General features: G+C 65.6%; 25 protein-coding genes and 1 pseudogene. 13 read left to right on the top strand and 13 right to left on the bottom strand.

The genetic code is table 11. The features are described 5' to 3' along the window. Positions 1-47: 47 nt before the first annotated feature. The 6 genes from EDC64_RS14930 to EDC64_RS14905 all read right to left on the bottom strand — a co-directional run bounded on the left by EDC64_RS14930 (position 48) and on the right by EDC64_RS14905 (position 5,748). The gene (locus EDC64_RS14930; protein WP_132032719.1) at positions 48-1,613 is read right to left on the bottom strand and encodes a hydantoinase/oxoprolinase N-terminal domain-containing protein; all 1,566 of its coding nucleotides are present in this window, start codon (positions 1,611-1,613) and stop codon (positions 48-50) included. Beyond that, positions 1,610-2,698: a DUF917 domain-containing protein gene (locus EDC64_RS14925; RefSeq protein WP_132032717.1), complete on the bottom strand. Its 1,089-nt coding sequence runs from the start codon at positions 2,696-2,698 to the stop codon at positions 1,610-1,612. The genes EDC64_RS14930 and EDC64_RS14925 overlap by 4 nt, the downstream gene beginning before the upstream one ends. Before the next feature lie 78 nt (positions 2,699-2,776). Then, positions 2,777-4,246: an FAD-dependent oxidoreductase gene (locus tag EDC64_RS14920; protein WP_132032715.1), complete on the bottom strand. Its 1,470-nt coding sequence runs from the start codon at positions 4,244-4,246 to the stop codon at positions 2,777-2,779. A gap of 82 nt (positions 4,247-4,328) precedes the next feature. Next, positions 4,329-4,811 (bottom strand): cupin domain-containing protein, encoded by a 483-nt coding sequence (locus EDC64_RS14915; RefSeq protein ID WP_132032713.1) that lies wholly within the window; start codon positions 4,809-4,811, stop codon positions 4,329-4,331. Between the two features lie 47 nt (positions 4,812-4,858). Beyond that, a complete protein-coding gene (locus EDC64_RS14910; RefSeq protein ID WP_245504720.1) occupies positions 4,859-5,344 on the bottom strand; it encodes a Spy/CpxP family protein refolding chaperone in 486 nt (161 codons plus the stop codon). 65 nt (positions 5,345-5,409) lie between these two features. Further along, positions 5,410-5,748 (bottom strand): GCG_CRPN prefix-to-repeats domain-containing protein, encoded by a 339-nt coding sequence (locus tag EDC64_RS14905; protein WP_420808963.1) that lies wholly within the window; start codon positions 5,746-5,748, stop codon positions 5,410-5,412. A gap of 428 nt (positions 5,749-6,176) precedes the next feature. Between EDC64_RS14905 and EDC64_RS14900 the strand changes: the two genes are divergently transcribed. The 5 genes and pseudogenes from EDC64_RS14900 to EDC64_RS14880 all read left to right on the top strand — a co-directional run. Beyond that, positions 6,177-7,157, top strand: a complete 981-nt coding sequence (locus EDC64_RS14900; protein WP_207916096.1) for a GntR family transcriptional regulator — start codon at positions 6,177-6,179, stop codon at positions 7,155-7,157. Positions 7,158-7,288: 131 nt separating this feature from the next. After that, positions 7,289-8,332, top strand: a complete 1,044-nt coding sequence (locus EDC64_RS14895) for a Bug family tripartite tricarboxylate transporter substrate binding protein (protein ID WP_132032707.1) — start codon at positions 7,289-7,291, stop codon at positions 8,330-8,332. 37 nt (positions 8,333-8,369) lie between these two features. Then, complete coding sequence (locus tag EDC64_RS14890; RefSeq protein ID WP_132032705.1) at positions 8,370-9,341, top strand: VOC family protein; 972 nt, start codon at positions 8,370-8,372, stop codon at positions 9,339-9,341. A gap of 45 nt (positions 9,342-9,386) precedes the next feature. Then, positions 9,387-10,244, top strand: coding sequence for a fumarylacetoacetate hydrolase family protein (locus EDC64_RS14885; RefSeq protein WP_132032703.1), 858 nt, complete (start codon positions 9,387-9,389; stop codon positions 10,242-10,244). 116 nt (positions 10,245-10,360) lie between these two features. Next, positions 10,361-10,519, top strand: a pseudogene (locus EDC64_RS14880) (PIN domain-containing protein); the annotation flags it as partial. An 8-nt stretch (positions 10,520-10,527) separates the two neighbouring features. On the opposite strand, the gene EDC64_RS14875 reads toward EDC64_RS14880, so the two are convergent. The 6 genes from EDC64_RS14875 to EDC64_RS14850 form a co-directional block, all read right to left on the bottom strand. Beyond that, entirely contained in the window at positions 10,528-11,583 is a 1,056-nt protein-coding gene (locus tag EDC64_RS14875) for an AbrB family transcriptional regulator (protein WP_165933786.1), read from the bottom strand. Between the two features lie 97 nt (positions 11,584-11,680). Further along, positions 11,681-13,357: a gamma-glutamyltransferase family protein gene (locus EDC64_RS14870; RefSeq protein WP_132032699.1), complete on the bottom strand. Its 1,677-nt coding sequence runs from the start codon at positions 13,355-13,357 to the stop codon at positions 11,681-11,683. Positions 13,358-13,451: 94 nt separating this feature from the next. Further along, positions 13,452-14,282, bottom strand: coding sequence for an ABC transporter permease (locus tag EDC64_RS14865; protein ID WP_132032697.1), 831 nt, complete (start codon positions 14,280-14,282; stop codon positions 13,452-13,454). Continuing rightward, positions 14,282-15,028: an ABC transporter ATP-binding protein gene (locus tag EDC64_RS14860; RefSeq protein WP_132032695.1), complete on the bottom strand. Its 747-nt coding sequence runs from the start codon at positions 15,026-15,028 to the stop codon at positions 14,282-14,284. The genes EDC64_RS14865 and EDC64_RS14860 overlap by 1 nt, the downstream gene beginning before the upstream one ends. Next, positions 15,028-16,041 carry an ABC transporter substrate-binding protein gene (locus tag EDC64_RS14855; protein WP_132032693.1) on the bottom strand — a complete coding sequence of 338 codons (1,014 nt, stop codon included), beginning with the start codon at positions 16,039-16,041 and terminating at the stop codon, positions 15,028-15,030. Before EDC64_RS14855 ends, EDC64_RS14860 begins: the two co-directional genes overlap by 1 nt. Before the next feature lies 1 nt (position 16,042). After that, positions 16,043-16,843, bottom strand: coding sequence for a creatininase family protein (locus EDC64_RS14850; RefSeq protein ID WP_132032691.1), 801 nt, complete (start codon positions 16,841-16,843; stop codon positions 16,043-16,045). A gap of 182 nt (positions 16,844-17,025) precedes the next feature. On the opposite strand from EDC64_RS14850, the gene EDC64_RS14845 reads away from it, so the two are divergent. Beyond that, complete coding sequence (locus tag EDC64_RS14845) at positions 17,026-17,724, top strand: IclR family transcriptional regulator (protein ID WP_165933785.1); 699 nt, start codon at positions 17,026-17,028, stop codon at positions 17,722-17,724. Between the two features lie 145 nt (positions 17,725-17,869). Here the strand turns inward: EDC64_RS14845 and EDC64_RS14840 are convergent, their stop codons facing one another. Then, positions 17,870-18,085, bottom strand: coding sequence for a DUF4287 domain-containing protein (locus EDC64_RS14840; RefSeq protein WP_132032687.1), 216 nt, complete (start codon positions 18,083-18,085; stop codon positions 17,870-17,872). A 767-nt stretch (positions 18,086-18,852) separates the two neighbouring features. Here EDC64_RS14840 and EDC64_RS14835 point away from each other — a divergent pair. The 7 genes from EDC64_RS14835 to EDC64_RS14805 are packed head-to-tail and all read left to right on the top strand — an operon-like array spanning position 18,853 to position 24,686. Continuing rightward, positions 18,853-19,809 carry a DUF6282 family protein gene (locus EDC64_RS14835; RefSeq protein ID WP_132032686.1) on the top strand — a complete coding sequence of 319 codons (957 nt, stop codon included), beginning with the start codon at positions 18,853-18,855 and terminating at the stop codon, positions 19,807-19,809. Positions 19,810-19,854: 45 nt separating this feature from the next. Then, a complete protein-coding gene (locus tag EDC64_RS14830) occupies positions 19,855-20,883 on the top strand; it encodes a fumarylacetoacetate hydrolase family protein (RefSeq protein ID WP_132032684.1) in 1,029 nt (342 codons plus the stop codon). Continuing rightward, the gene (locus EDC64_RS14825; RefSeq protein WP_132032682.1) at positions 20,880-21,572 is read left to right on the top strand and encodes a 3-oxoacid CoA-transferase subunit A; all 693 of its coding nucleotides are present in this window, start codon (positions 20,880-20,882) and stop codon (positions 21,570-21,572) included. The genes EDC64_RS14830 and EDC64_RS14825 overlap by 4 nt, the downstream gene beginning before the upstream one ends. Positions 21,573-21,601: 29 nt before the next feature. Further along, a complete protein-coding gene (locus tag EDC64_RS14820) occupies positions 21,602-22,279 on the top strand; it encodes a 3-oxoacid CoA-transferase subunit B (protein ID WP_245504718.1) in 678 nt (225 codons plus the stop codon). Between the two features lie 30 nt (positions 22,280-22,309). After that, complete coding sequence (locus EDC64_RS14815; protein WP_132032680.1) at positions 22,310-23,155, top strand: DNA-binding transcriptional regulator; 846 nt, start codon at positions 22,310-22,312, stop codon at positions 23,153-23,155. After that, positions 23,152-24,294, top strand: a complete 1,143-nt coding sequence (locus tag EDC64_RS14810; protein WP_132032678.1) for an acetyl-CoA acetyltransferase — start codon at positions 23,152-23,154, stop codon at positions 24,292-24,294. Before EDC64_RS14815 ends, EDC64_RS14810 begins: the two co-directional genes overlap by 4 nt. 2 nt (positions 24,295-24,296) lie before the next feature. Beyond that, entirely contained in the window at positions 24,297-24,686 is a 390-nt protein-coding gene (locus EDC64_RS14805; RefSeq protein ID WP_165933784.1) for a Zn-ribbon domain-containing OB-fold protein, read from the top strand. Positions 24,687-24,749: the final 63 nt, after the last annotated feature.

The raw sequence follows: 24,749 nt of genomic DNA, 5'->3' as shown, positions 1-24,749 counted from the left end.
GGCCGCTGCACCGGATGGCAGTGCAAGGCGCCGCCATATGCCTACCATCACAAACGTGCGCCCTCTGCGGCGAGCCGCGCGATCTCCCCGACGACACGCACGCGGACGCGCCGCGCATTGCCGGGCAAATAGGCGATCGGAATGTCCTCCACGTCGAGCGTCTGCACGCTGCTCGCTTCAGCGCCGGCCTCGATCGCCCGCCGCGTCGCCTCCCGGCGCGCTTCGTCGAGCGCCACATCGCGCTCGACACCGGAGAAGATGCGGTCCACCTCGCCGCTCACTTGGGCGATGGCGGCGCCCACGGCATTGGCCACGGCATGGTGCTCGATACGTACCACCTGCGAGACGCCATCCATCTTATCGGGCACCAGAAAGCTGCCGCCGCCCACCGCGATGAGGGGGATAGGCGCCGCATCGGTCTTCATCCGGTCCACCACCTCCGCAACCATGCCTTCCATGTGCCGGAGGCTGTCCGCCACCAGAGGACCGGGAAGCCTGCGCACCAGTCCCGGATCTCCAAGTGCGATCCGTCCCGCCGCGACGGCGATGTCCGTGGCGGTCAGCGTGCCGCCGCCAAAGCACAGCGCCTTTTCCGGCAGCCGGAAGCCGACGCTGCCCGGACCGATCCGGCGCCCGTCATCGGCAATTTCAGTGCCGCCACCGAGGCCGATGGAGATCAGGTCCGGCATGCGAAACAGCGTGCGCACCCCACCGATTTCGACCGTCGCATTGGCTTGGCGCGGAAACCCGCCCTTCAGGCAGCCCACGTCGGTGGTCGTGCCGCCCACATCCACCACCAGCGCGTCCGCGAGGCCGGAGAGGAAGGCCGCGCCGCGCATACTGTTTGTGGGGCCCGATGCGAAGCAATAGACGGGATGGCGTTCCGCCACCGCCGCCTGCACGATGGTGCCGTCATTCTGCGTGAGATAGAGCGGCGCCGCGATACCGCTGTCCCGCAGCGCCCGCACGAAAGCGGCCGTGGTGCGCTGCGCGAGGGCTTGCAGCCCGGCATTCAGCAGCGCCGCATTCTCCCGTTCGAGCAGGCCGATCTGTCCGATCTCGTGGGAGAGTGTGATGCGTGCCGCGGGTACCACCTCCCGCACGATCTCCGCAGCCTCGCGCTCGCATTCGTCGGTCAGCGGCGAGAACACGCTGGTGATGGCGACCGAGCGGACGCCGCTGTCGGCGATGCGCTGCGCCTCGCGCCGCACGGCGGCACGATCCAGCGGCACCAGGGCCCGCCCGTCATATTCGTGACCGCCAGCCACCATGTGGATGCTTCCCCGCACCGCTGCCGCAAGGTCCTTCGGCCAGCCGATGAAGGGCGGCAGGCCGGCATTGGCGGGCAGGCCGATGCGCAGCGCCGCGACGCGATCCAGATGGCGGCGCTCCACCACGGCATTGGTGAAATGCGTGGTGCCGATCATCACCCCTTCGATCCTCCCCAGGGCCGGATGGCCGGCGGCCGCGGCGACCAGATCAACCAGCGCCTGGCGCACGCCGTCCGCGACATCGACGGTGGTCGGCCGCTTCAGCGCGGCGAGCACCGTGCCGCCCTCGAGCAGGACAGCATCGGTATTGGTGCCGCCGACATCGATTCCAATGCGGCTCATGCCAGCTCCTCCCCAAAGACGCTGCGAAATTCGACGTCGTGGCCGAAGGCGCGCGGACCGACGTGGCGCAGCCCCTCCGCGCTCCGATGGATCGGCTGCGACGGCAGGGCGATCACCGTGACCCGCTGGCCGTAGCGCAGGCTCTCCGTGCCGATGGCCTCGCCCGAGATGCTGTCGAGCACGCAGATCAGGTCGGGCGTCGTGACGATCACCGCGCCGTCGCGCCGGCCGATGGTGAACTCGTTCTGAAAGGCGATGTCGAAGGACGCGCCGGCATCCTCGCCCAGGCCCGCGAGGTTGAGGGATCCGCGCAGGAAGCCCTCGGTCGTGTGCCGTTGAACATCCATCACCTTGCCCGTGAACAGCCGCTTGCCGCCGCCCGCGGCCACGGTCGCCTCGACGGGGTCCTCATGGGCCATCTTCGCGCGGCGCACCTCGCGGCCGAGCGCGATGGCCTGCGAGAGGCTGCGCAGGACCGCGTGACGCTTCACCTCCGCCCCCGTGCGCGGCGCCTGGCATGTGGTGGCGACCGATCCATATTCCGTGCAGACCCTGCGCCGCACGCGCTCCATTTCATGCCAGCCGGATGCGGTGGGGATGATCACGTCATTGTCGCGGATGTCGGAGACGACGTGCGGGACCATCCCCAGTCCCGCAATCGAGAAGGTCTGCATCTGGGCCTCGGGGTAGGCCCGGCCCATGGCGTCCGCATCCACCACCGGCAGGCCCGATGCGGCGGCGACGAGCAGCGGCTGGAACGCGTTGCAGCCGCCGATCTCCACTGTCATCACGGCCCGGAACGGCCTGCCCCGGAAGGCCTCCATGACCCGCACCGGCTTCAAGGCGAAGGCGGCATCGGTCATCCGCTCCTGGAACACCAACGGCGCACCCATGGTCGAGACCACGGCCACAACGTCATCATCCGCCAGTTCATCCGGATCCAGAAGCGCGATGCGGCCGCCGTCCTCGTAGAAGTGCCGGGCGACGAGGTGGGAGGCATAGGGCGATCCGCCACCCCCGGTCCCGAGAATCCAAGCGCCGATTGCCAGCAGATCAAGTTCTTCGGCATCCAGGAAGCGAGGCATTGCGATTCCTTCATTTGTGCGGCGGGCTGTCATTCCGACCGCCACGACCGTTCGGGATCTGTCTTAAGCAACGAGCGGTCAGCGTTCGGCCCCGATCTGGTGCAGATAGGGGACGAGGGCCTGCCAGTCCGCATCCTGCACCTCGGCCGCGAGGTAGCCGTCCGGCCGGACCAGCGAGAGGAGAGGTTCGCCATCGGACGGACACCGCCGCGCCGTCACGAGCTGGGGAAAGCGGGAGGCGAGTTCGGCCGCGCCTGCACCGCCGCACGCGGCGAACAGCGGCGTGTCGCCCGCGCCGAAGGGCACCTCGCCCACTACCGGCCGCACCCGCGACCCTGCCGGCGCATCGCCTCGGGACGGGCCGTTGAGGGGGCTATGGAGATAGCCGATTGAGACTTCCGCCATCAGCCCGGTCATGGCCCGCTGCACCGGTGCAAGGCCCAGCAGGAGATGAACGGCCACGTCGCGCAGATGCTCCAGGATCGGGTTGGCCAGCGTCGCCATCCGGGTCATCCGCCCGGACGCGGCGATCACCTGCGCGCCCACCGGGCGGCGCTCGGGGTCATAGCTGTCCAGGAGCGCGGGCGCGTCGGCGATGCCGCGGGTCACCAGGGCCAGCTTCCAGGCGAGGTTCATGGCATCCTGCATGCCGGTATTCATTCCTTGCCCGCCGGCCGGGCTGTGAATGTGGGCCGCGTCGCCGGCGAGGAAAGCCCGTCCTCTCCGATAGGTGTCCACCTGCCGCTCGTTGATGTGGAAGGCGCTGATCCAGACCGTCCCGGTGAGCGTGATACCCCCGGGGCCGCGAACATCGAGCACCTTCTGGAAAGCGTCCTGGTCCAGCGGCACCGCTGGCTTTCCGGTCGTCGGGCCGAGGCTGGTGATGATGCGGGCGCGATCGGGCCCCATGGGGAAGAACAGCATCGGCCCGTCCTCGTGACAGAAGATGGACATCTGCGAAGACGGGAAGGGATATCCGCTCAAGTGAAAGTCGCCCTGGGTCCAGTCGAGGCCCATGGTGTCGCCCTTGAAGTCGAGGCCGAGGCGATGGCGCACCACGCTGTGCGCCCCGTCGCAGGCGACCAGAAAGGCGAAGCGCTCGGTGCTCTCGGTACCATCGCTGCCGCGCAGGCGGGCCGAGACGCCGTCCGCATCCTGTTCGAAAGCCAGCAGCTCGGTGCCAAGGTCAGGCGTGGCCCCGTGGGCCGCGAGATGACGCCGCAGCACGGATTCGGTGTCGTATTGCGGTACCATGAGCACGAAGGGATAGGGCGAGGGCACCTGATCGAGAGACAACGCCGCCACGCGCCGGCCACCCGACAAGAGGTTGGCGACGGTGACCTTGTTCCCCAGAGGAATCAGATCCGCCGCCGCGCCGGACCGATCCAGAAGCTCCAGCGTGCGCGGCCACACCGCGACCGCGCGCGACGTGTGCTCCGCATCCGGGATCTTGTCGATGATACGGACCTGCACGCCATAGCGCGCCAGCTCCAGGGCCATGGTCAGTCCGACCGGTCCCGCGCCGACGATGAGAACGCGATCCGTCACGATGTCCTCCTGAGTGTCTCATGGCTCGGCCCGCGCCGCGGACCGTGGTTTGGGTCGACTGGAAGGGCGGGCTGTTCCTGCTTCAGTCCGTGGGCTGGTCGTTTTTGCTTACCGGCGGACCGAGAAACTCCACGTGCCACTTCAGCCCGAAGGCATTGAGCGCAGCTTGGTCGGGGATGCCGTCGTGCATCACGCCGGCGAGCTCGGTGAAGAAGGCCGCCGCATCGAGCGCTGGGGTCATCAGGATGTATTGGCGTGCGGGCTTGTCAGTGACGTTGCAGAAGCCGTGCTCGACCCCGCCGGGAATGCTCACCACGTCGCCGGCCTCGGCATAGAAGCGCCGGCCGTCCGCCTCATAGAGATATCGGCCCTCGATGACGCGGAAGATCTCCGCTTCGCGGTGGCGATGCCGGGGTGGACCGGCGCCCGGAGCATTGATGGTCTCGATAAAGCAGAATTCGCCTGAACTCGCCGCCGGCGGCATGCGCACGAACAGGTCGAGCCCAATGGTCGGGATCTTGATCGGGGCTTCGATGCCCCTCGAATGCAGGAAGGATATGGACATGGGAGCCTCCTTGAGACCGGGGTTGTTGAGATAATATTGATTTGGCGTCAGTTTTCTTCCTCGAACAGCCAGATCTCGGCGGTGGGCTGGGGCAGGCCGAAGCCCTCGCGCAGGCCGAGGAAAGCGGGAATGCGCCGCTGCTGCTCCGGCGTGAGAGACGCGACGAGAGGCTTCAACACAACCGTCACGGTCTTCAGGTCCCGCGCCCGCAGCGCCTCGGCATCGGCGATGCGGTCCAGGATGTCCACGAAATCGGCCGGCTGTGGCGCCTTCGCGCGCTCGGCGCGGCGCTCGGCTGACTGCTTCGCCACCGCGCGGATGGCGGCTTCCACAGGCAGCCAGAGCTTCTCTTGCTCCGGGGTCAGGGCGGTCACCGTCTTCAGCGCGAGAATGCGCGCATTGAGCACGGCCTGCGCATCCGCCGCGCTGTAAAGCTCCACGGCAGGAGCCTCCGGCGGCGCGCTGGCAGCCGGTGCGGTCTGGGCGCGCGCGCCAGGCGCTGCGATGACGAGTGCGCCCACCAGGGCGGCCATGAGGCTGCGGTTCATGGTCGGATCTTTCGTGTCATGGGATCTCAGGGCGGAGAGGCCTTTTTCCGTCACTGCCATCCGCCGCCGGGCAGCCGGCCGTGATAGGGGGTGTCGCGGCAATGCCCCCAGGGGCCATGCCAATAGCCGGGCGGGCAGCCATTGCCGAAATAGCCGTAGGTGGGGGGCAGGTCATAGACCCACCCGCCGCCCGGCACGCGGCCGGTATAAGGGGTATCGCGACAATGCCCCCAGGGTCCGCGCCACCAGCCCGGGCCACAGCCCTGGGCGACGGGGGTCACGATGGCGGTGCCAGGCACCGGGGATGGCGCAAGCGGTATCGCCGAAGCCGGCAACGCCGCCAGCATGCCGAGCCACAAGCCGGAAATCAGTCCGAAGGTGTTTCGCATGGGGATCACGCGCAGTGAGACGTCCCGGGCCTGGAAGATCGCAGCCCGCACCAGGGGTCGCTTCGCGGACCCGAGTGCCAAAGAATTATCTCCACCGCCGTGGAGGCGCATCGACAGAACTGGTGATGCGCCGAGCTGTCCATCGGCGTTCCGGCATCGAAACGGTGGGGGCCATCGGCGCGACCGGGCTCGAGGCCGAACAGGTCAAGCTGGGTGCAATGCGCACAATCGAGGTGTGGAGATCTGCACCGACAGCGACCGGGAACTGGGCCGTCACGTGGCGATTTTCGGCTCGACGGGCCTGGTTGCGAAGAAAAAGGCGATGCCGCGAAGGCCATCGCTGGCGCCGCCTCGAAGCTTGATGCCGTCTGTCACCTTCCCTTCTTGGCATGGTGCGGGGCCGGGCCGATCATAGCCGGTCGCGCCTGGTGGAGACGTCCCGCATCCCTGTGGAGGCGAGCCGGTCCAGTGCGGAGCGGCTGTCGCTGGTCCTGCCCGGGGCGGATGCGTCCGTCGAGCCGAACCATTGGTCCTTCGGCCGGGAAGGGCGCAAGCCCGAGAGCATCTTCGACTTCGTGCAGGACATCACCGCGGTCACACGCGACAAGCCGCACCAGGATGCGCGGCTCGACCTCGAGGGCACCTGCATCGCCGTTGACAAATCTGCATTATGCAATATCGATATTAAATTAATGGAGGCGAGTGTGCTTGTATCGGATCGCGGGGTGGAAGAGGTCCTGAGGCCGGGCGAGGAGGCGCCACGGAGTGTCACGTCCGCTGTCTTTGTGCGCCTGCGGTCGGAAGTGCTCACCGGCGACCTGAAGGCCGGACAGCCCCTTCGGGCGGCGGCCATCGCCGAGCGGCTGCGGGTCAGTCTCACTGCGGTGAGGGAAGCGCTGGTCCGCCTGCTCTCGGATAATTTCGTGACGTCCGTGGACCAGAAGGGGTTTCGCGTCAGCCCTGTCAGCTTGGATGACCTGATCGATGTGACGGAGACCCGGATCCAGATCGAGGGCGAAGCATTGCGCCGCTCCATGGAGCGGGGAGGCGCGGAGTGGCGCGAGCGTATTGCTGCCTCGCACCAGCGCCTCTCCAGTATTCCCCAGCGCCAGCAGGACGCGCCCGACCGCACCAATGAAGCCTGGTCGGAGGCGCATGAACGTTTTCACCTGACCTTGCTGGATGCTTGCGGATCCCCGTGGCTTCTCAGATTTCGCAGCACGCTTTTCGTTCATAGCGAAAGATATCGCCGGCTCTCAGTGAAAGGGCGCGAGGCTGCGGCCCGGGACGTCGCGGCAGAGCACGATCTGATCGTCCAGGCCGTTATGGCCGGAGATGTGAACGCCGCCACGAATGCCCTTGCCGCCCATTACCGGCGCACTGTGGAGATCGCACGTGCCGTTCTCTAGGCCATCCGTCAGGTCCGAGCTGGGCGGCTTCCCCGCGCTGCCGCGCAGGGGAGCGGCCCGCATCGCTCGCGCAGGAACACGGCAACCTCTCGGGTCCGGCATCAGAACCAAAAAAATCAGGAGGAGACGCTATGATTTCACAGGTCAGCCAGTCGCCGCGGGATGAGAAACGGCGCACCAGGACGTCCGACATTGTCCGCCGCGCGCGAGCGGTGGTGTTTGCGGCCCTTTCGACAGCGTGCGCCCTGGCCGGGGTCTCAGGTGCCGCCTACGCGCAGGAACCGTATCCCACCCATCCGGTGAAGATCATCGTAGGCTTTGCGCCGGGCGGCAGTTCCGACATCGTTGCTCGCCTCGTCGCGGAGAGGCTCACGGTTCGCCTCGGCAAGCCGGTGGTGGTGGAGAACAGGCCTGGCGCGGGTGGCTTCCTCGCCACCAGCCAGGTGCTGCGCCAGCCCGCAGACGGGTACAGCCTGCTGCTTCTGGCCAGCGCCCATTCGGTCACCGCCGCCATGCGCGCCAGCATGCCGTTCGATCCGGTGGAGGATCTCGACTGGCTCACCACGGCGGCGACCTACGGCATGGTCTTCGGCGTCCGGCCAGATTCACCCTATGCCAGCTTCGTGGACATCATCGCCGCCGCCAAGAGCAAGCCGAAGACGCTGACCTATTATTCCGTGGGCGATGGCACCGCCCATCATCTGCTGGGGGAATGGTTGAGTGCGGCGACGGGGACGGAATTCATCCACGTGCCTTATCGCGGCAGTTCCGCCGCGCTGCCCGACTTCCTCGCCGGGCGGGTGGACATGATGATCGACACCATGACCTTTGCGCTGCCGCAGATGACAGCGGGCGCGATGCGGCCTCTCGCCGTAACATCCCGCAAGGTGCCGTCCGAGATGGCGAAGGTGCCCTTCTCCGGCGATATCGTCCCCGGCCTCGCCTATGAATCCTGGCTGGGCCTCGCCATGCGCAAGGGGGCACCGCCCGAAGTGGTCGAGAGGCTGAGGCGCGAGATCACGGCCATCGTCCTGTCCGACGACTTTGCGCAGGAACTGGCCAAGTTCGGTGCCAACGCTACCGCCAGCACGGGGGCCGAATTCGCCGACCGCATCCGGCGCGAGATCACGGAATTCAGCCGCGTGATCGATGCCCGCGGCATCCAGAAGCAATAGGCCTGCCGCGCCTCGAACCGCGCAAAGGAGATGCGCCATGACGATCAAGGCCCTCGGCTATATCGGCGTGCAATCCAGCAATGTGGACGACTGGAGCAGCTTCGCCACCGGCCTGCTGGGAATGCAGGCGGTGGATAGCGGCGGCGCCGTGCGCACTTTCCGCATGGATGACCGCAAGCAGCGGCTTGTGGTGACGGGGGCGGACAATGACGGCCTCGGCTTCCTGGGCTGGGAAGTCGAGGACCATGCCGCGCTGGAGGCGATGGCGGCCCGCCTCGACCGGCACGGCGTCGCGGTGCGGCGGGGGACGCGGGCGCTGGCGGTGGAGCGGCGGGTGGCCGACCTCATCGTCTTCACCGACCCCAACGGGCACCACGTGGAGATCTTTCATTCCCCGGAGATCGCCAGCGATCCGTTCGTGCCGGGCCGGCCCATATCGGGCTTCAAGACCGGCCCTTACGGCATGGGCCATGCCGTGCTCAACGTGACCAATATCGACCAGGCGGTGCCGTTCTATCGGGACATCCTGGGGTTCAGCGTGACCGATTACGGGCTGAAGCCGTTTCCCCTTTACTTTTTCCATGTCAACGGGCGGCACCACAGCTTCGCGATGGTGGGATCAGGCAAGCAGAGCTTCCATCACTTCATGGTGGAACTGCACAGCCTCGACGATGTCGGCCAGGGCTACGACCTCGCCCAGCTTGAGGACGGCCGCATCGCCTACACGCTGGGGCGACACACCAACGACCACATGACTTCGTTCTACGCCCATACGCCGTCGAAATTCTTCGTCGAGTATGGCTGGGGCGCGCAGGTCATCGACCCACAGTCCTGGCAGCCCTTCGAGACTCATGACGGGCCGAGCCTGTGGGGGCACGAGCGTCTCTACATGGCCGAGGAACAGCGCACCCGGCTGCGCGAGATGCGCCTCGATGCCGCCCGGCGCGGGATCAGGGCGCCAAACCCCGCCAACTGCGCCTGGCTCGACGCGGCCATCGCTGCGGAATGACGGGGTCCTGCGACGCAAAGTACTCTTCACGGTGAAAGGTCACCCATGAAACTCGTATCTTTCGAGGCGGGCGGTCGCGCGCGCTTCGGTGTCGTAGTGGGCGACAGGATCGTCGATCTCTGCCCGCATTTTCAGGATCGCGGCATTACTGGCCTGCGGCAGCTCATCGCCGCCGATGCGCTGGATGATGCCCGGCGCATTGCGGAGATCAGCGCGCCTGACTGGATGCTCGCGGATGTAATCCTGCTTCCAGTGATCCCCGACCCCGGCAAGATCATCTGCATTGGACTGAATTATCGGGACCATGTGGAGGAAACCGGGCGCACAGTGACCGAGAACCCGTCTTTCTTCACGCGCTATCCGGAAAGCCAGGTCGGCCATCTCCAGCCCATCGTGACGCCGTTGGAATCCGACCAGTTCGACTATGAGGGCGAACTGGCGCTGGTGATCGGACGCGGCGGACGCCGCATCCGCGAACAGGACGCGCTGGCATCGGTGGCGGGTTATGCCTGCTACAATGAAGGCTCAATCCGTGATTGGCAGCGGCACACCTCACAGTTCGGCGCCGGCAAGACATTTGCAAGGACCGGCGCGTTCGGCCCCTGGCTGGTGACGCGCGACGAAATCCCTGATCCGGGCCACCTGACGCTGGAAACCCGCCTTAACGGCACGGTGGTGCAGCACGCCACCACCGATCTGCTCATCACCAACATCCCCGCCCTGATCCGTTATTGCTCGACCGTGCTGACGCTTGAGCCGGGGGACGTGATCGTCACCGGAACGCCCGGCGGCGTGGGGGCGAAGCGCACGCCGCCATTGTGGATGAAGGCCGGCGATATCGTGGAGGTCGAGATCAGCGGGATTGGTGTCCTGCGCAACCCGGTGGTGAACGAGGCTGCCTGACGCGTGCCAGCGCGCTTTGAGTATCGGCAGCATCGACGGGCGAGACAGAGATGCCTTGCCATCTGCGGGTCGCCGCCGTCTGCGGGATCGATCTGGAGGGGGATCCCTGAGGCGGACCCGCAGGCAAGCGCAAAGACCAGCTCACCGAAGCCCTGGACGGGGTGATGGAGCTGTTCGCCGACCGTGTCTTGCCATTCGATATCGCTGCCGCACGACGTTATGCCGACCTCGCCGTGAAAGTGCGCGCGGCTGGGAAGGGCTTTCCAAAGCCCGACGTGGCGATCTACTTGGTCAGCCCGTTATAGATTTTAAAGATCGGCCCTGTCAGCAGCGCGACGAGGATGATCCGCACCAATTGCCAGGCCGTGACCAGCGGCGGCGCGAGATGGAGCGCCTCGGCGGTGAGTGACATCTCGGCGATTCCGCCGGGTGCCGTCGCGAGCACGCCCGTGGGAAAATCCAGGTACGATATGATCGCCAACGCTGACAGACCGTTCGCCGCCATCAAAAGCATGGTGGAGATGATGGTGGCCGGCAGGAAGCGGAACCCGAGCGCCCGCAGAATGCTCCACTGGAACCGGGCGCCAAGCGCGGCACCGATCGCCACCTGCGCGAACGCACGCGCATAGGGCGGCGCATAGAGATGCTCCTCCAATGCGAGACCGAGGGCGATGCCGACGATCAGGCCGCCGAGCAGCCAGGGGTTGAACACCCGCAGCCGATTCAGCCCCGCGCCGATGCACGCCGCAACCGCCAGGCCGGCGAGCATCGGCCCTAAGGACAGCGAGGCATGGTGCGGCAGGTCCCTCGCTCCGCTGCCGATCGTCAGCGCCAGGATCGGCGGCAAAGTGAGCACGATGGTGATGACGCGCAGGCTCTGGGACAGCGAGACCAGGGTGATGTTGGCGCCGAACTGATGCGCGAAGCCGGCCATTTCCGCCAGGCCTCCCGGCATCATGGCGAAGAACGCGCTACGCCGGTCGCAGGCGCCCGCTTTCGCGAGGAAGACGGATAGGACCACGGAAACGAGGATCGACGCGCACCCGGTGAGCACCATGATCCAGCCGAGCTCCAGCGCCCGCGCGCCTACGGCCGGCGTAAAGAACAATCCAACCGAGAAGCCCGCGACCACCTGGCCGATCTTGCGCACGTTATCGGAGATGCCGAGATCTACGCCCGACATCGAAAGGCCGCCTGAGACCGCCAACGCCCCCAGCAACCATGGCAGCGGAATGCCGGCGGCATACGCGAGCAGGCTGCCGGCGACAACGCAGATGGCCGCCGCGAGCATCCGCGGAATCCGGGGCAGGGCATTGAAGCGAACGATGGCGTGGGTCACGATCGAGATCCGCAATAGACTTTCCTGGATAGGCCTCCGACCGGAGCGGACGGGCAATGGGGCGCGAACGGCAGCCGGGCTGTCCGCTCCGGCCGCGTCAGGCGAGCGCGAGCCCGCCGCCGCCCCGCGGATCGGACCCGCCTGCGAAGCGTCCATCGGGATGGCGCAAGGCGATATGGGCGATGGCGAATGCCCGGTCATAGCCTCTCGGCGAGGGCCGCAGGTTCCATCCCTTTCCGGTGAGATAATCGCCCATTCCGGGCGTCAGCCTGGCTTCCAACTCCAGCCAGGGCCCCTCGGCATGAAATCGCGGCGCGTCCACCGCCTCCACCGGAGTCATGCCCAGGTCCACCACGTTCAGAAGCGTGTGCATCACCGCGGTGAGGATGCGCGTGCCGCCGAGCCCGCCGATCGCGGCACGGGGCTGGCCGTCGCGCAGCAGAAGCGTCGGGGTGATGCCGGTCATCCGGCTTTTGCCCGGCGCGATGGAATTCGGCATGCCCGGCATCGGGTTGTACTGATACATGCAATTGTTGAAGACGAAGCCCAGCCCCGGCACCACGACGCCGGAGGCGGAGCCCAGCGTATGGGTCATGGCGAGCGCATTGCCCTCGGAATCCAGCACGCAGACATTCGTGGTGGTCGGTGCCTCCCGATAGGTCATTCCCGGAACCTCGATCCGATCGTCGCCGCAGACGCGCTCCAGAAGCTGCGCGACATAGTCCGGCGAACGCAGCAATGCGAGCGGCGGATCGGTGAATTGCGGATCGCCATAGTGCCGGGCGCGATCGGCGAAGCCTGCGAGGATCACGCGGGCGACGAGATGCACATAGAGCTTGGGGTCGCGCGCGAAGATCCGGCCGAGCGGCAGATGCTTCAGCACGTCCAGCATCTGGGCGAGCTGCGGGCCGCTGGCGGGCAGGGGCATCGTGCGCACCTCGTAGCCCCGATACTCGGCGGTCACCGGCTCACCGACCGTCGGCCGGTAGGCGGCCATGTCCTCGGCGTCGAACAGCCCATTGTTCCTGCGGAACTCCTCGACGATGGCTGCCGCGATTTCACCGGTGTAGAAATCCTGCGCGCCGACCTTGGCGATCCGTTCCAGAACCGCGGCATAGTCGGGCTGGCGCAGCAGCGCGCCGGGCGGCAAGAACGCGCCGTCGCGGGTGAAGATGTCGCGGCAGGCCTGCGTCGCATTCACGCGCTCCCAGCAGCTGCGATGACCCGGTTCGGGCACCGCGACCCAGCGGTCATAGACCTCGCCGGGCAGCGCGATGCCAGCGCGCGCCAGCGCGATTGCCGGCTCGAACAGGACGTGCCACGGCAGGCGGCCATGGGCCTGGTGCGCCGCGGCGAAGCCGGCCAGCGTGCCCGGCACCACCACCGAGCGATGGCCGACCTGGTTGACCGCGCCCTTCACCTCGTAGCGTTCGCCATGGCCGTGGATCTGGCCGACGACATCCGCCTGGAAGATGTCGGGGCGCGCCTTGGAGCCGGCCTTTCCGTGAAACCCGATGGCGACGCTCTTGCCGGCCTGCGCCGCGTGCAGGCACAGGCAGCCGAAGCCGCCGATACCGCCCATGAAGGGATCGACGATGCCCTGGGCGAAGGCGGTGGCGAGGGCAGCGTCGATCGCGTTGCCGCCCTCGCGCAGGATGTGGGCGCCCACCTCGACCGCCAGAGGCTGCGGGGCGACAACAATGCCCTTGGGTCCGGCATGGCCCGCCTCGAGTTGCTCGACGTGGCGGATCACGGCGTCTACACGCGATGTCATGAGAATCGTCCTCGGCAGCCGACTGGAGGCTAAATATCTGTTAGAGAACACCTTTATCCGATCGGCTTGCGATCCGGACTGATCAGCGCGTGCTCTAGTGCCTGGAAGCGAGCCCGCGCTTCCACTTCAGCAGACGCCGCTCGATCAGCAGCAGCAGCATGCTCATGAAGAAGCCCAGGAAGCCGAACAGAAGCATCGCCACCATGGTGCGGTCGGTCTGGAACGTGAGCTGTGTGTCGACGATGAGGTAGCCGATGCCGCGCGTTGAAGCGATCATCTCGGCCGCCACCAGCGTGAGGAAGGCGAAGCCGAGCCCGAGCCGGAGCCCCACCACGATATCCGGCATCGCAGCCATCAGGACCACTCGGCGGAAGATCTGCATCCTGGTGGCGCCGAGGCTTTCCGCCGCCTGAACATAGACCGGATCGACAAACCTCACCCCGGCTATCGTATTGATGAAGATCGGAAAGAAAGAGCCGTATGTAATGAGGAAAATCTTCGATGCTTCGCCGATGCCGAACCACAGGATGGCAAGCGGCAGGATGGCGAGCACGGGGATCGGCCGGAACAACTCGACGATGGGTTCGATGAAGTTGCCGGTGCGCGCACTCCAGCCGGTGGCGATGCCGAGCGGCACGGCGATGAGCGTCGCCAGCACGAAGCCCTGGCACACCCGTGCGAGGCTGGCGGCGATATGGGGCAGCAGCGCGCCGGACAGCAGCATCTCCCAGCCCGCCTGCAGCACCGCCATCGGCGAAGGCAGCAGGACGGGCGTGAACGCGCCCGACATGGCGATCAGTTGCCACGCCGCAAAGAACCCCGCCAAGGCCAGCGTGCGCTCCGCCAAGCGCTGGCTCCGGCGGCGGCGCGGGCGCGAAGCGGCCGCGGGGGCGGACGCTTCGATCTTGACCTGCTCCATGCTCATCAGTGGCCTCCCCGGAACAGCACTTCGAGGTTGGCGTATTCCTTGAGAAAAGCGGCGTCGGAGCGATGGCGCGGCCGGGGCGCCGCGATGCGGACGCGGTGCAGGATGCGGCCCGGACGGGCCGCGAAGACCAACACCTCGTCAGCGAGGTAGGCCGCCTCCATGATGGAATGGGTGACGAACAGGATCGTCTTGCGATCCTGCTCCCACACCCGAAGGAGCTCGTCCTGAAGAAATTCGCGTGTCAGGGCGTCCACCGCGGCGAACGGCTCGTCCATGAGCAGCACCTTGGGGTCGTTCGCCAGCGTGCGGGCAATCGCGACCCGCTGCGACATGCCGCCTGAAAGCTCGTGCGGATACTTGGCCTCGAACCCCTCGAGGCCGAACAGCTTGATGAGCCTGTTGGCGATTCCGGCGCTGTCGGCCACGTTGCGGCACGTCAGGCCGAAGCGGATGTTCTCCAGCACGTTCAGCCAGGGGAACAGCGCATAGGCCTGGAACACCACGCCCCGGTCCGGTCCGGGCACCGATGTCGGCATGCCGTCGAGCAGCACCCGCCCCGTGCTCGGCTGGGCAAAGCCCCCGAGCATGGACAGCAGGGTGCTCTTGCCGCAGCCGCTCGGTCCGAGGATGCAGATGAAGGACCCTTCCTCGATCTCCAGATTGACGCGCGACAGCGCCTGGACGTGGCCGCGGTCAGGGTCCTCGTAAACCTTGGTGACGTTGTCGAATACGATCTGTGCCATCAGATCGTCACCATGTCCGGCCTGACCTCGCGCAGGACGCTGGGGTCGAGCCAGCTCATGATGTCGGGCTTGGTTTTCAGACGTCCAAGATCGAAAAGAAAATCCGTATTGACCTTCTCCGCCGCGATGAATTCCGGCGTGATGGACATGGTGTATTTCCGCCGCTTCATCATGACCGCGAGAACGTCGGCCGCAATGTCGACACCCAGGATATCACGAATGTAGACCGCAGTGCGATTGGCGACGTTCGGATCCTTGTTCAGCTCTTCGAGAGCTTCCACGAGGGCGGCGACGAACAGCTTCACCGTTTCGCGATTTTCTTTCAGAAACGGCTCGCGAACCAATAAAAGGTTATAGGCGCTGATGTACCGCTTTGGCTCGTCCCCGCGCGCGAGCACGCGGCTTTCAGGGAAGCGCTTGGTGGCGCTCCAAATGTGCGGCTCCCAACTGACATAGCCGTCGATATCGCCGTTCGCCAGCGCCGGCGGCTGCTGCACGGGATCCATGTGGATGAGGGTGATGTCTTCGGTCTTGAGCCCGTTCTGCGCGGCATAGCGCTCGATCAGCAGGGTTGCGACGCTGCCTTTGTACAGGGCGATCTTTGCGCCCTTAAGATCTTGCGGCTGCTTTATTTTCTTGCCAACGACGATGGCCTGGTCCGCGGAAAACTCCGACAGGGGGCAGAGCGCCTTGATGGCCCCGCCCATCGCCGACATCAAAGGGATTCCCGGCACGTCGCCGGTGGCGATGATGTCCAGGCTGCCGGCCACCAGGGCGGGCCCCATGGCGGCCCCGGAGCCGAAGGGCGACAATGTCACGTCCAGCCCGCGCTTCTTGAAGAGGCCGTCATGGCTCGCCAGGACGAATTCGGCGGACTGGCCGGCGCCTTTCGCCTCGCCCAGACGCACGGGTGCCGTGCCTTGGGCAATCGCGAAACCGGTGCCGATGGAAAAAGCCCCGGCGACACCGAGGCCCCCCGCTGCTGCGAGGAATGCGCGTCGATCGATGGACATTTCAGGCGATCCTCTGCGTGCGGGCCGGGAAGATTTCGAGATAACGGAGCACCTCCGAGGCGATCCGCGATGCGGTGCTGTCCGCGATGCGCTCGCCGAGTTCCTCGGAGCAGATGCCGGGGTCGCCGAAAAACCCGTCGGTCGGCGCGAACTCCTCCATGTTGAGCACGGCCTTGAACGGGAAGGAGCGGATCGCATCGGCGAGATGCCGGTCCGGCTTCTTGCGCTTGTCGAGCTTCACCGACCCCTTGGCATGCGCCATAGCGATGGACAGCTCAGTCGACCCGCCATGGCCGTCCGCGCCGTATTTCAAGTCATCGGGATTGACGTGGTCGGCCGCATCGCCCAGCACCTCGCGCAGCCGTCCGCGATTGGCGTCCTGATAGCTCATGTACAGGAAGTGCGTTGAGCAGTTGTAGGCGGCTTCCTGCACGCCGGTGATGCAGGGATGGTCGTTGCCGCGATGTCCGCTGATGAAGAGGACCAGGCGGTAACCATCGCGGGCGAAGTTCTCGCATAGCTCTTTCACCACCAGAGACAGGGTCATCGGGCGGAGCGTGACGGTGCCCTTGAAGTTCGCCTGGTCGCACGCCATGCCGTAGGGCAATGCGGGCGCGACGACTGCATCGATGAGTTCGGCGACCTTCCGGCAGACGATGCGGGCCGTGAAAGTGTCGGTGCCGAGCGGGCCATGCGTCCCGTGCTCTTCGGTCGAGCCCACCGGCACCAGAAGGATGCCGGAGCCGGAGGTCAGAAACCCCTCCACCTCGTCATAGGTCATTCGGTCCAACTCGCGCGCCATGACAGCCGTGTCCCCATTGCCACTGAAAGTTTCATTTATTGAAATTCTGAAACCGAATATTGAAACTCCATCCGGATCATGTCAACGGAACCTGGTGATATTTTCGCCAGCTTTTTTTCAGCCTATTTTTTGAGCATTTGCATTATTTTGCGACGCGGGAGGCGGAGATGAGAACGAAAGCAATGATGGACGACGACGGCAGCAGGGACCTCGGGGCTGCGCCCGGCACGGTTGTGAAGGCGCTCGGCCTGCTCGACGCCTTCCTTGACGGGGCAGAGGCGCTCACGCTTACCGAGCTGGCAGCCTATTCCGGGCTTCACAAAACAACGGCGCTTCGGCTGTGCACGAGCTTGGAAGAGGCGGGCATGCTGCAACGCAAGCCCGGGCGGCCGTTCCGCCTCGGCCCGAAGATCTGGCAACTTGCCCAGGTCTATCGCCGCGGCTTTCAGCTTGAGGAACTCGTCCGGCCGATTCTCGCCCGGATCCGCGATGAGACCGGCGAGAGCGTGTCTTTTTATGTTGTCGAAGGTCGGTCCCGAGTCTGCCTTTTCCGCGAGAATTCCAAATGGGCTGCCCGCCATCACGTGGATGAGGGGGCTCGCTTCCCGTTAGACAGCGGCATTGCCGGACCGGTCCTTCTGGCTTTCATGGGGCAGCCCGGCCCGCAGCTGGAACAGATCCGCTCCGACGGGCACCTCATCGGCCAGGGACGCGAGCCGCACACGACTTCGGTGGCCGTGCCGGTCTTCGACACCGCGAACGTCCTGCAAGGCGCGTTGGTCGTATCCGGACTCACAGCGCGCTTCACGGAGGACAGGCACGCGCCCGCGCTTGAGCTTCTCAAGCGTAGCGCGGAGAGCATCCGGCAATTGTCGTCCTAGGTGAACCCTCCCATCAGCGAAGGTTCTCCATTGTTGCCACCACGGTGGCAGCGTGCCCGCGTTATTCGACCCTAGCGGCGCGGAATCCAAAGCGGGCCATGCCCCTGTCGCGGGCCAGTCTCTCTCAATCGCAGGACGCTGCCGTCTATTTCAGGCCGTCTTGGGCCAGAGTATGGGCGACAATCGCGTTGGCGTGTCCGTGGCCGAGGCCATGTTCGGTCTTCAGCAGCGCGACCAGCTCCATGTGCTTGGCGGGGTAAGCGTCGCGCACGAACCGCTGCCACTCCGAGATCGGCCGCCCATACGCCTTCTCGATGGAAGGGAAGTAGGATGCGGGTCCTCGAACCTTGTCATCGGCCATAGGCGGCGCCTCGGTGGGGCAAGTCGCCATCTATGCCCGCAAAGCGAGATGTCCGCAAAATTCGAATGCGGGGACCGCCGGACGCTCCGGCTCGGTCGATGGACAGGTTCGGCACGGACCCTGACGATCCTGCCGTCCGGGTCCCCTGCGCCGACCGCCATGGCGCGGCCCGCCGGCGGCCTCGTGTGCGGCCGCGGGCGATCGGCACCCATCCCCGGGGTTTGCGGCATGCCTTTGGCTCTGCCGTAAACCCGCGCGACCGCCGTCCGGTTCGGGGCGCTCCCGCCGTCCGCCGAACTCCGTTTCACGCTGCGGAATAGAGATATTTGGCGCCCCCAGCGGCCCCGCTATGGCTGTACACGTCCAAAAATGAGGACGATAATTCGAGTCATGGAGTAAAGCTAAGAACAAAGTCTCCATGAAGATACAAAAAGAATAAGTTTTTCCAATTTAAAATATTCGTATGACTATATAGATATTGGAAATTAAAAATAAAAATAATAGAACGGGAGAGACGCCAATGAAAAATGAAAGAAAATTGAAGGTGTGTGCTGTGCGCCTCAGGGGCGGCGCGCGATTTCATCCCTTCGGGCCGTGCCCACGACGGGCCCTTCGCCGCGCGGCTGGGTCCGGGATCCAGGCGCCGCCGGTCTCCCCACCATCCTCAGCGCCGGAAGGCGCCCGTCCCAGCGCATGAGTCGGCCGTCGAAGGCGTGAGGTCGCGGGATCTCAGCGGACGAACCCCATCGGAAGGAGCTGGTCCTGCAATGGCCATCCAAAACCCTGAACCGACACCGGTCGACGATGCCCTCGTCGCCGAGTTGATGATCGGAGCCGCCGATCTCCATTGCCACAGCGGTCCGTCCGTCATGGCCCGCAAGCTCAACCACGCGGACGCGGTGCGGCAGGCCAAAAATGCCGGCATGCGGGCCGTGTTGTTCAAGGACCATTATTATCCGACCGCGCCGGTCGCCGAACTTCTCAAGGAGATGATGGGCGACGACGATTTTGCGATCCTGTCGGGCGTGACCCTCAACAATCATGTCGGCGGCCTGAACCCCTATGCCGTCGAGCATGGGCTGAAGCTCGGGGCGCGCCTGGTGTGGATGCCGACTATTTCAGCCGCAAACCATCTGCGGCATGGCCATCGCAAACGTCTGCTGCCCACCAAGGTGCCGATGAATGCCTCAACGGCCCTGACGGTCGTCGATGCGCAGGGTCGTCTCGTCGACGAGGTGAAGGCAATCCTCGATTTGATCGCCGAGCACGATTGCACCCTCGCCACGGGGCATCTCCACATCAGTGAAATCTGGCCGTTGCTGACGGAGTTCAAGCATCGCGGCGGTCGCAGGATGCTGATCAATCATCCCGAATATCTGATCGAAGCCAGCCTTGCAGACATGAAGGAACTCGCCGGCATGGGTGCATATCTGGAGCATTCCATCTGCCAGGTGATCGACTGCCCTTCGAAGAAGTTCAGCGGCGAGGAGCTGCGCGGCTTCATCGAGGCGGCGACGGTGGAGAAGACCATATTCGGATCGGATATGGGACAGATGAAAAATCCCTTTCCGGTCGATGGGTTCAGAGAGGTTATCCGCGTCTGCCTGCGTCTCGGATACGGCGAAGACGCCATCCGGCGGATGGTCGGACAGAACGCCTGCGACCTGATCGGTCTTTCCCCGTTGGCGGCCGAAACGGCCGTCCCTCGGCAGGCGGCGCAATAGCGCGGCCTATCCCATTCCCCCGACACTCACCTCTGGAGCACAAAGATGAAACTCTGTCAGTACGAGCGCGACGAACAGCGCGCGGTCGGCCTCGTGATCGAGGACAAGGGCGAAATCGTGGATCTCGCCGCCGCATGGTCCCAGCTTTCCGCCTCCGCACCGTCCGCTTTGCGCGACTATGTCATGCCTAGCGAACTGCTTCAGCTGATCGCCGACGGCGATAAGGGCCGTGCCGCGGCTGCTTTTGTCCAGGCCGCCATCGATGCGGGTGACGGCTCCCTTCCGAGGATCGCCCTCGCAGATGTCCATCTCTGCGCCCCGATCGCCCGTCCTCCCAAATTCTTCGCGATCGCCGTCAACCAAGACAGCCGGCGGCGCGCGATCACCCCGGAAAATCCGCACCCCACTTATTTCGTGAAGCTCCACACCTGCATCACCGGGCCGTTCGACACGGTTCGCATTCCCGACATCGGTCAGGTCGGCCCGGAGATCGAGCTGGCGGTCATCATCGGAAAGGGGGGAAAGGCCATCTCCGAAGCCGACGCGATGGATCACGTGTTCGGATTCACGGTCCATAACGACATCACGGCGCACGAGATGCGCAAGACCACCGAGTGGGTGCATGTTCGCAGGCCGGACGGGTCGGAGGAGCACCTGACCTATCCCGGCCGTTACAAGAATTTCGATACTTTCTCACCGATGGGGCCGTGGGTGACGACGGCGGACGCGGTCGCCGACCCGCACGATTTGTCGATGGCGTCCTATCTGAACGGCGAGGCGGTGCAGGCCGGCTCCACCAAGACTTATGTCTACAATCTGCGGCAGCTCATCTCGCATCTGTCCTGGGCCCATACGCTCGAACCCGGCGACATCATTTCCTGCGGCACCTGCGCGCCCGTCGCGCCCTGGAAATCGTCGACCATCGACCTGGGCAAGATCGGCGGCGTTCTGGAATCCGAAATCGCCGGTCTGGGACGGCTTCGCAACCCGATCGAGTTCGTGCCCGGCAAGCAGAATTTCAGCGGCATCAAAGAACAGGTGGCCGCGCCGGTGAAGGAAGTGGCGGAAAGATGAAGCAGAAGCGACACGAGACGCCGCTCGAGGCCATCGACCGGATGACGGACAATTCCGTCGTCTTCGTCGGCGGCTTCGGTCGGGCCGGCGTGCCGGAAAGGCTCGTCGAAGCCGTCTGCCGGCGCAAGCTTCGCGGGCTGACGATCGTCAGCAACAATGCCGGCAGCAACGTCGCCGGCATCGCGTCGCTCCTTCAGGAGGGCTGCGTCGGCAAGATCATTTGCAGCTTTCCGCTGGCGCGGGAGGCGGTCGCGTTCCGCGATCTCTACGACAGGAACCTCGTCGACCTCGAAGTGGTCCCGCAGGGCACCTTGGCCGAGCGGATCCGGGCCGGCGGCGCGGGGCTCGGCGGCGTCCTCACGCCGACTGGCGTCGGCACCGACATTGCGGAGGGCAAGCCTTTGATCGAAATCGACGGGCGGGCCTTTCTCATCGAGCGGGCACTGCGGGCCGACTTCGCCCTCATCAAGGCTTACAAAGTCGATCCGCTGGGCAACCTCATCTATCGGAAAGCCGCAAGAAACTTCAATCCGATCATGGCGATGGCCGCCGATTGGGTGATCGTCGAGGCGGCTGAAGAGGTCGGGATCGGGGCTCTCGATCCCGAGCACATCATCACGCCCGGCGTCTATGTCGACGCCTATTGCGCGGTGACGCGTATCGACCAGATGATGGAGGCGACCCCATGACGGCAAATTGCGGTCTTTCGCTCGACCAGATGGCGTGGCGCGTCGCGCAGGAGCTGCAAGACAGCTGGGTCGTCAACATCGGGATCGGCATGCCGTTGCTGGTGCCGCCGCATGTTCGCGCCGACCGGGACGTGATCTTTCACAGCGAGAACGGCATCATCGGCATGGGCCCCGAGATCGAGGGGGGAGACCATGTCGATCCTGACCTGTTGAGCGCGGGCAAGCGGCCGGTCCGGCTGATGCCGGGCGGAAGCTTTGTCCACCATGCCGATTCCTTCGCGCTCGCGCGTGGCGGACGCCTCGACGCGGCCATTCTGGGGGCCTTTCAAGTCGCGCAGAACGGCGATCTGGCGAATTGGAAGCTGCCGGGCGCCAGGACCGGCAGCATCGGCGGTGCCATGGATATCGCGGTCGGCGCGCGCCGCGTGCTCATCTTGATGAGCCACACCACCCGCGAGGGCGAACCGAAGCTGGTCGACCGTCTCGCCTATCCCCCCACGGCACGCGGCGTGGTGACAAAGGTCTTCACCGAACTCGGGGTATTTGCGATAACCGAAGACGGCTTCGTACTGGAAGAGATCGCGCCCGGGGTGTGCGCGGATCAGGTGCGAGCGGGGAGTGGTGCGCAGGTGAAGACTGACGGCGCCACGCTGATGGTGCCGCCCGACCCCGTCTCGCCGAGGGAGCCTGTGCTGTCGCGCGCCTAAACAAAAACCAACGCCCCGGGAGGACGTCCAATGACTTCCTATCGCCAAGTCAACTCGGTCATCAGGGCGTTTGGACTGCTGGAAATCATGAACCGCCAGAAGTTCACGTCCGTCGATGTGCTTCACAAGATGAGCGGATTACCGAAATCGACGATCGTCCGACTGCTGGAAACGCTCGCCGGCGCGGGATACGTCGTGAAGGATGCCGCGGGCAAGGGGTACCGCGTCACCTCCGCCGTCAATGCGCTGAGCTGCGGCTATCACGGGGCGCCGCTCGTGGTCGAGGCGGCACGCCCATGGGCGCAGACCCTGACGGTCCAATTGCGATGGCCGGTGGCGATCGCGGTGCTCGACGAGAATGCGGCGCTGGTCGCCTATACGACCTGCGCCGACAGCCCCATGTCCCCGTACCAGGGCATCCTCCATCACCGCTTGGGACTGCTGTCGAAGGCGTTGGGCAGGGCCTATCTGGCATTCTGCCCGTTGAAGGAACGGCGTCTGATCCTGGACATTCTGGCCCGCGCCCCGCACCCGGATTCGCACATCGACTCTTCGGAGGGCGAGGTCGAATCCATGCTCGACGCCGTGGCGCGGCAGGGCTTCGCGGCGCGCGGGCCGAGCGGCGAGCGCACGCCTTCCTCAAGCCTCGCAGTGCCGATCTTCGAACTGGGAAGCCCACGGGTTCTGGGGACCATCGGCATCACCTATTACAGCTCCGCGGTGCGGTGGGAGCAGGCCGTCGAGCGCTATGTGCCGCTGCTTCAGTCCGCGGCGAAGGGAATCGGCCAGAGCGTCGCCGTTCTGCAGCATCGCGTCCTGCCGGAACCCGGCGGCGCTATCCAGAACGCCCCCCAGCGGGAGAGTTTACGCGCATGAGCCTCTACAGGAGCGCAGCGATTGCGGGCGTGGCGGAATCGCGCCTCGGCATCGTGCCGGACGCCACGGTGCTGGACTTGCAGGCGGAGGCGGCAATTGCCGCGCTTGCCGATGCGGGGGTCGAGAAGTCGGAGGTCGACGCATTGTTCTGTACCGGACGATGGGGTCGCACGCCGCAATTGGAGATCGGCGAATATCTCGGTATCCGGCCGTTTTATTCGGATGGCACGGCGGTGGGCGGCGCGTCGTTCCTGTTTCATCTCGGCCATGCCGCGGCGGCGATCAGTGCCGGGCTGTGCGATGTCGCTTTGATCCTCTATGGCAGCACACAGCGCTCGCGGAAGGAGCGCAGCCTCGGGGTCAAGCAGGGGCTGTCCGGGCAATACGAGGACTTCGCCGGCTTGCCGAATCCGGTCGGGGCCTATGCCCTGGCGGCCTGCCGGCACATGGCCCTTTACGGCACCACGCGCGAGCAGCTTGCGGAGGTGGCCGTGGCGGCTCGGCAATGGGCCGGGCTCAATCCGGTTGCCTTCAGCCGCGCGCCGCTGACGGTCGAGGCGGTGCTGGCGTCGCCGCCTGTGGCGGAGCCGCTGGGCCGGCTGGATTGCTGCCTCGTCACCGATGGAGGGGGTGCGGTCGTCATCGTCTCGCCCCGGCGCGCGAAGACACTGCCGAAGCGGCCCGTCTGGCTGCTGGGGCACGGCGAAACCCATTCTCACATGCTGATCTCGCAGATGCCCGACCTCACGGTGACGCCGGCCAAGGAGGCCGGCGCCCGGGCTTTCGCCATGGCGGGACTTGCGCACCGCGACATCGACATTCTTCAGATCTACGATTCGTTCACGATCACCGTTCTTCTGACCTTGGAGTCACTCGGCTTCTGCGCACCCGGTTCGTCCGGAACCTATGTCTCGGACGGGCGGATCGCCCCCGGGGGCGAGGTGTCGCTCAATACCAGCGGGGGCGGCCTGTCCTATTGCCATCCCGGCATGTTCGGAATCTTCCTCATCATCGAGGCCGTCCGGCAATTGCGCGGCGAGTGCGGGGCACGGCAAGTCGGTCGGCATGAGACCGCGCTGATCAGCGGGACCGGGGGTGTGCTGAGTTCCAACGCGACATGTATCCTGGCGGGCGATTGACCATGACCGAAACGACGACGCAGATCGATCGCGATTGGTGGGCTGGGGTCGAGGCGGGCAAAGTGCTGTTCCAGCGTTGCTCCCGATGCCAGGCGGCCACCTTTTATCCCCGCTTCGCATGCGCGGTGTGTCTGTCGCCCGCGTGGCACTGGCAGGAATGCGCCGGGCAGGGGACGGTCTATGCCTTCACGCGCATTCACCGCGCCCCGAATCCCGATTTCGAAGCCGACATTCCCTATGTCGTGGTGCTGGCGGATATGGACGAAGGGTTCCGCCTGATGGCGAAGCTGAAATCCGGATCGATAGGAGCCGTCTCGGTCGGCGCACGGGTCGCTGTCGCCTTCGAGGGGCAAGCCGCTGGACGACCTCGTCCCTGCTTCGAGCTGCTGTAACGCACAGCCCCGCCGAGCAGCTCTTCAAGACCGCGCTTGCGCGGCCGCGCAGGCTGGCCATGG

Source organism: Aquabacter spiritensis, from assembly GCF_004346185.1.
Taxonomy (GTDB): domain Bacteria; phylum Pseudomonadota; class Alphaproteobacteria; order Rhizobiales; family Xanthobacteraceae; genus Aquabacter; species Aquabacter spiritensis.
This window is presented reverse-complemented; position numbering and strand designations above follow the sequence as displayed.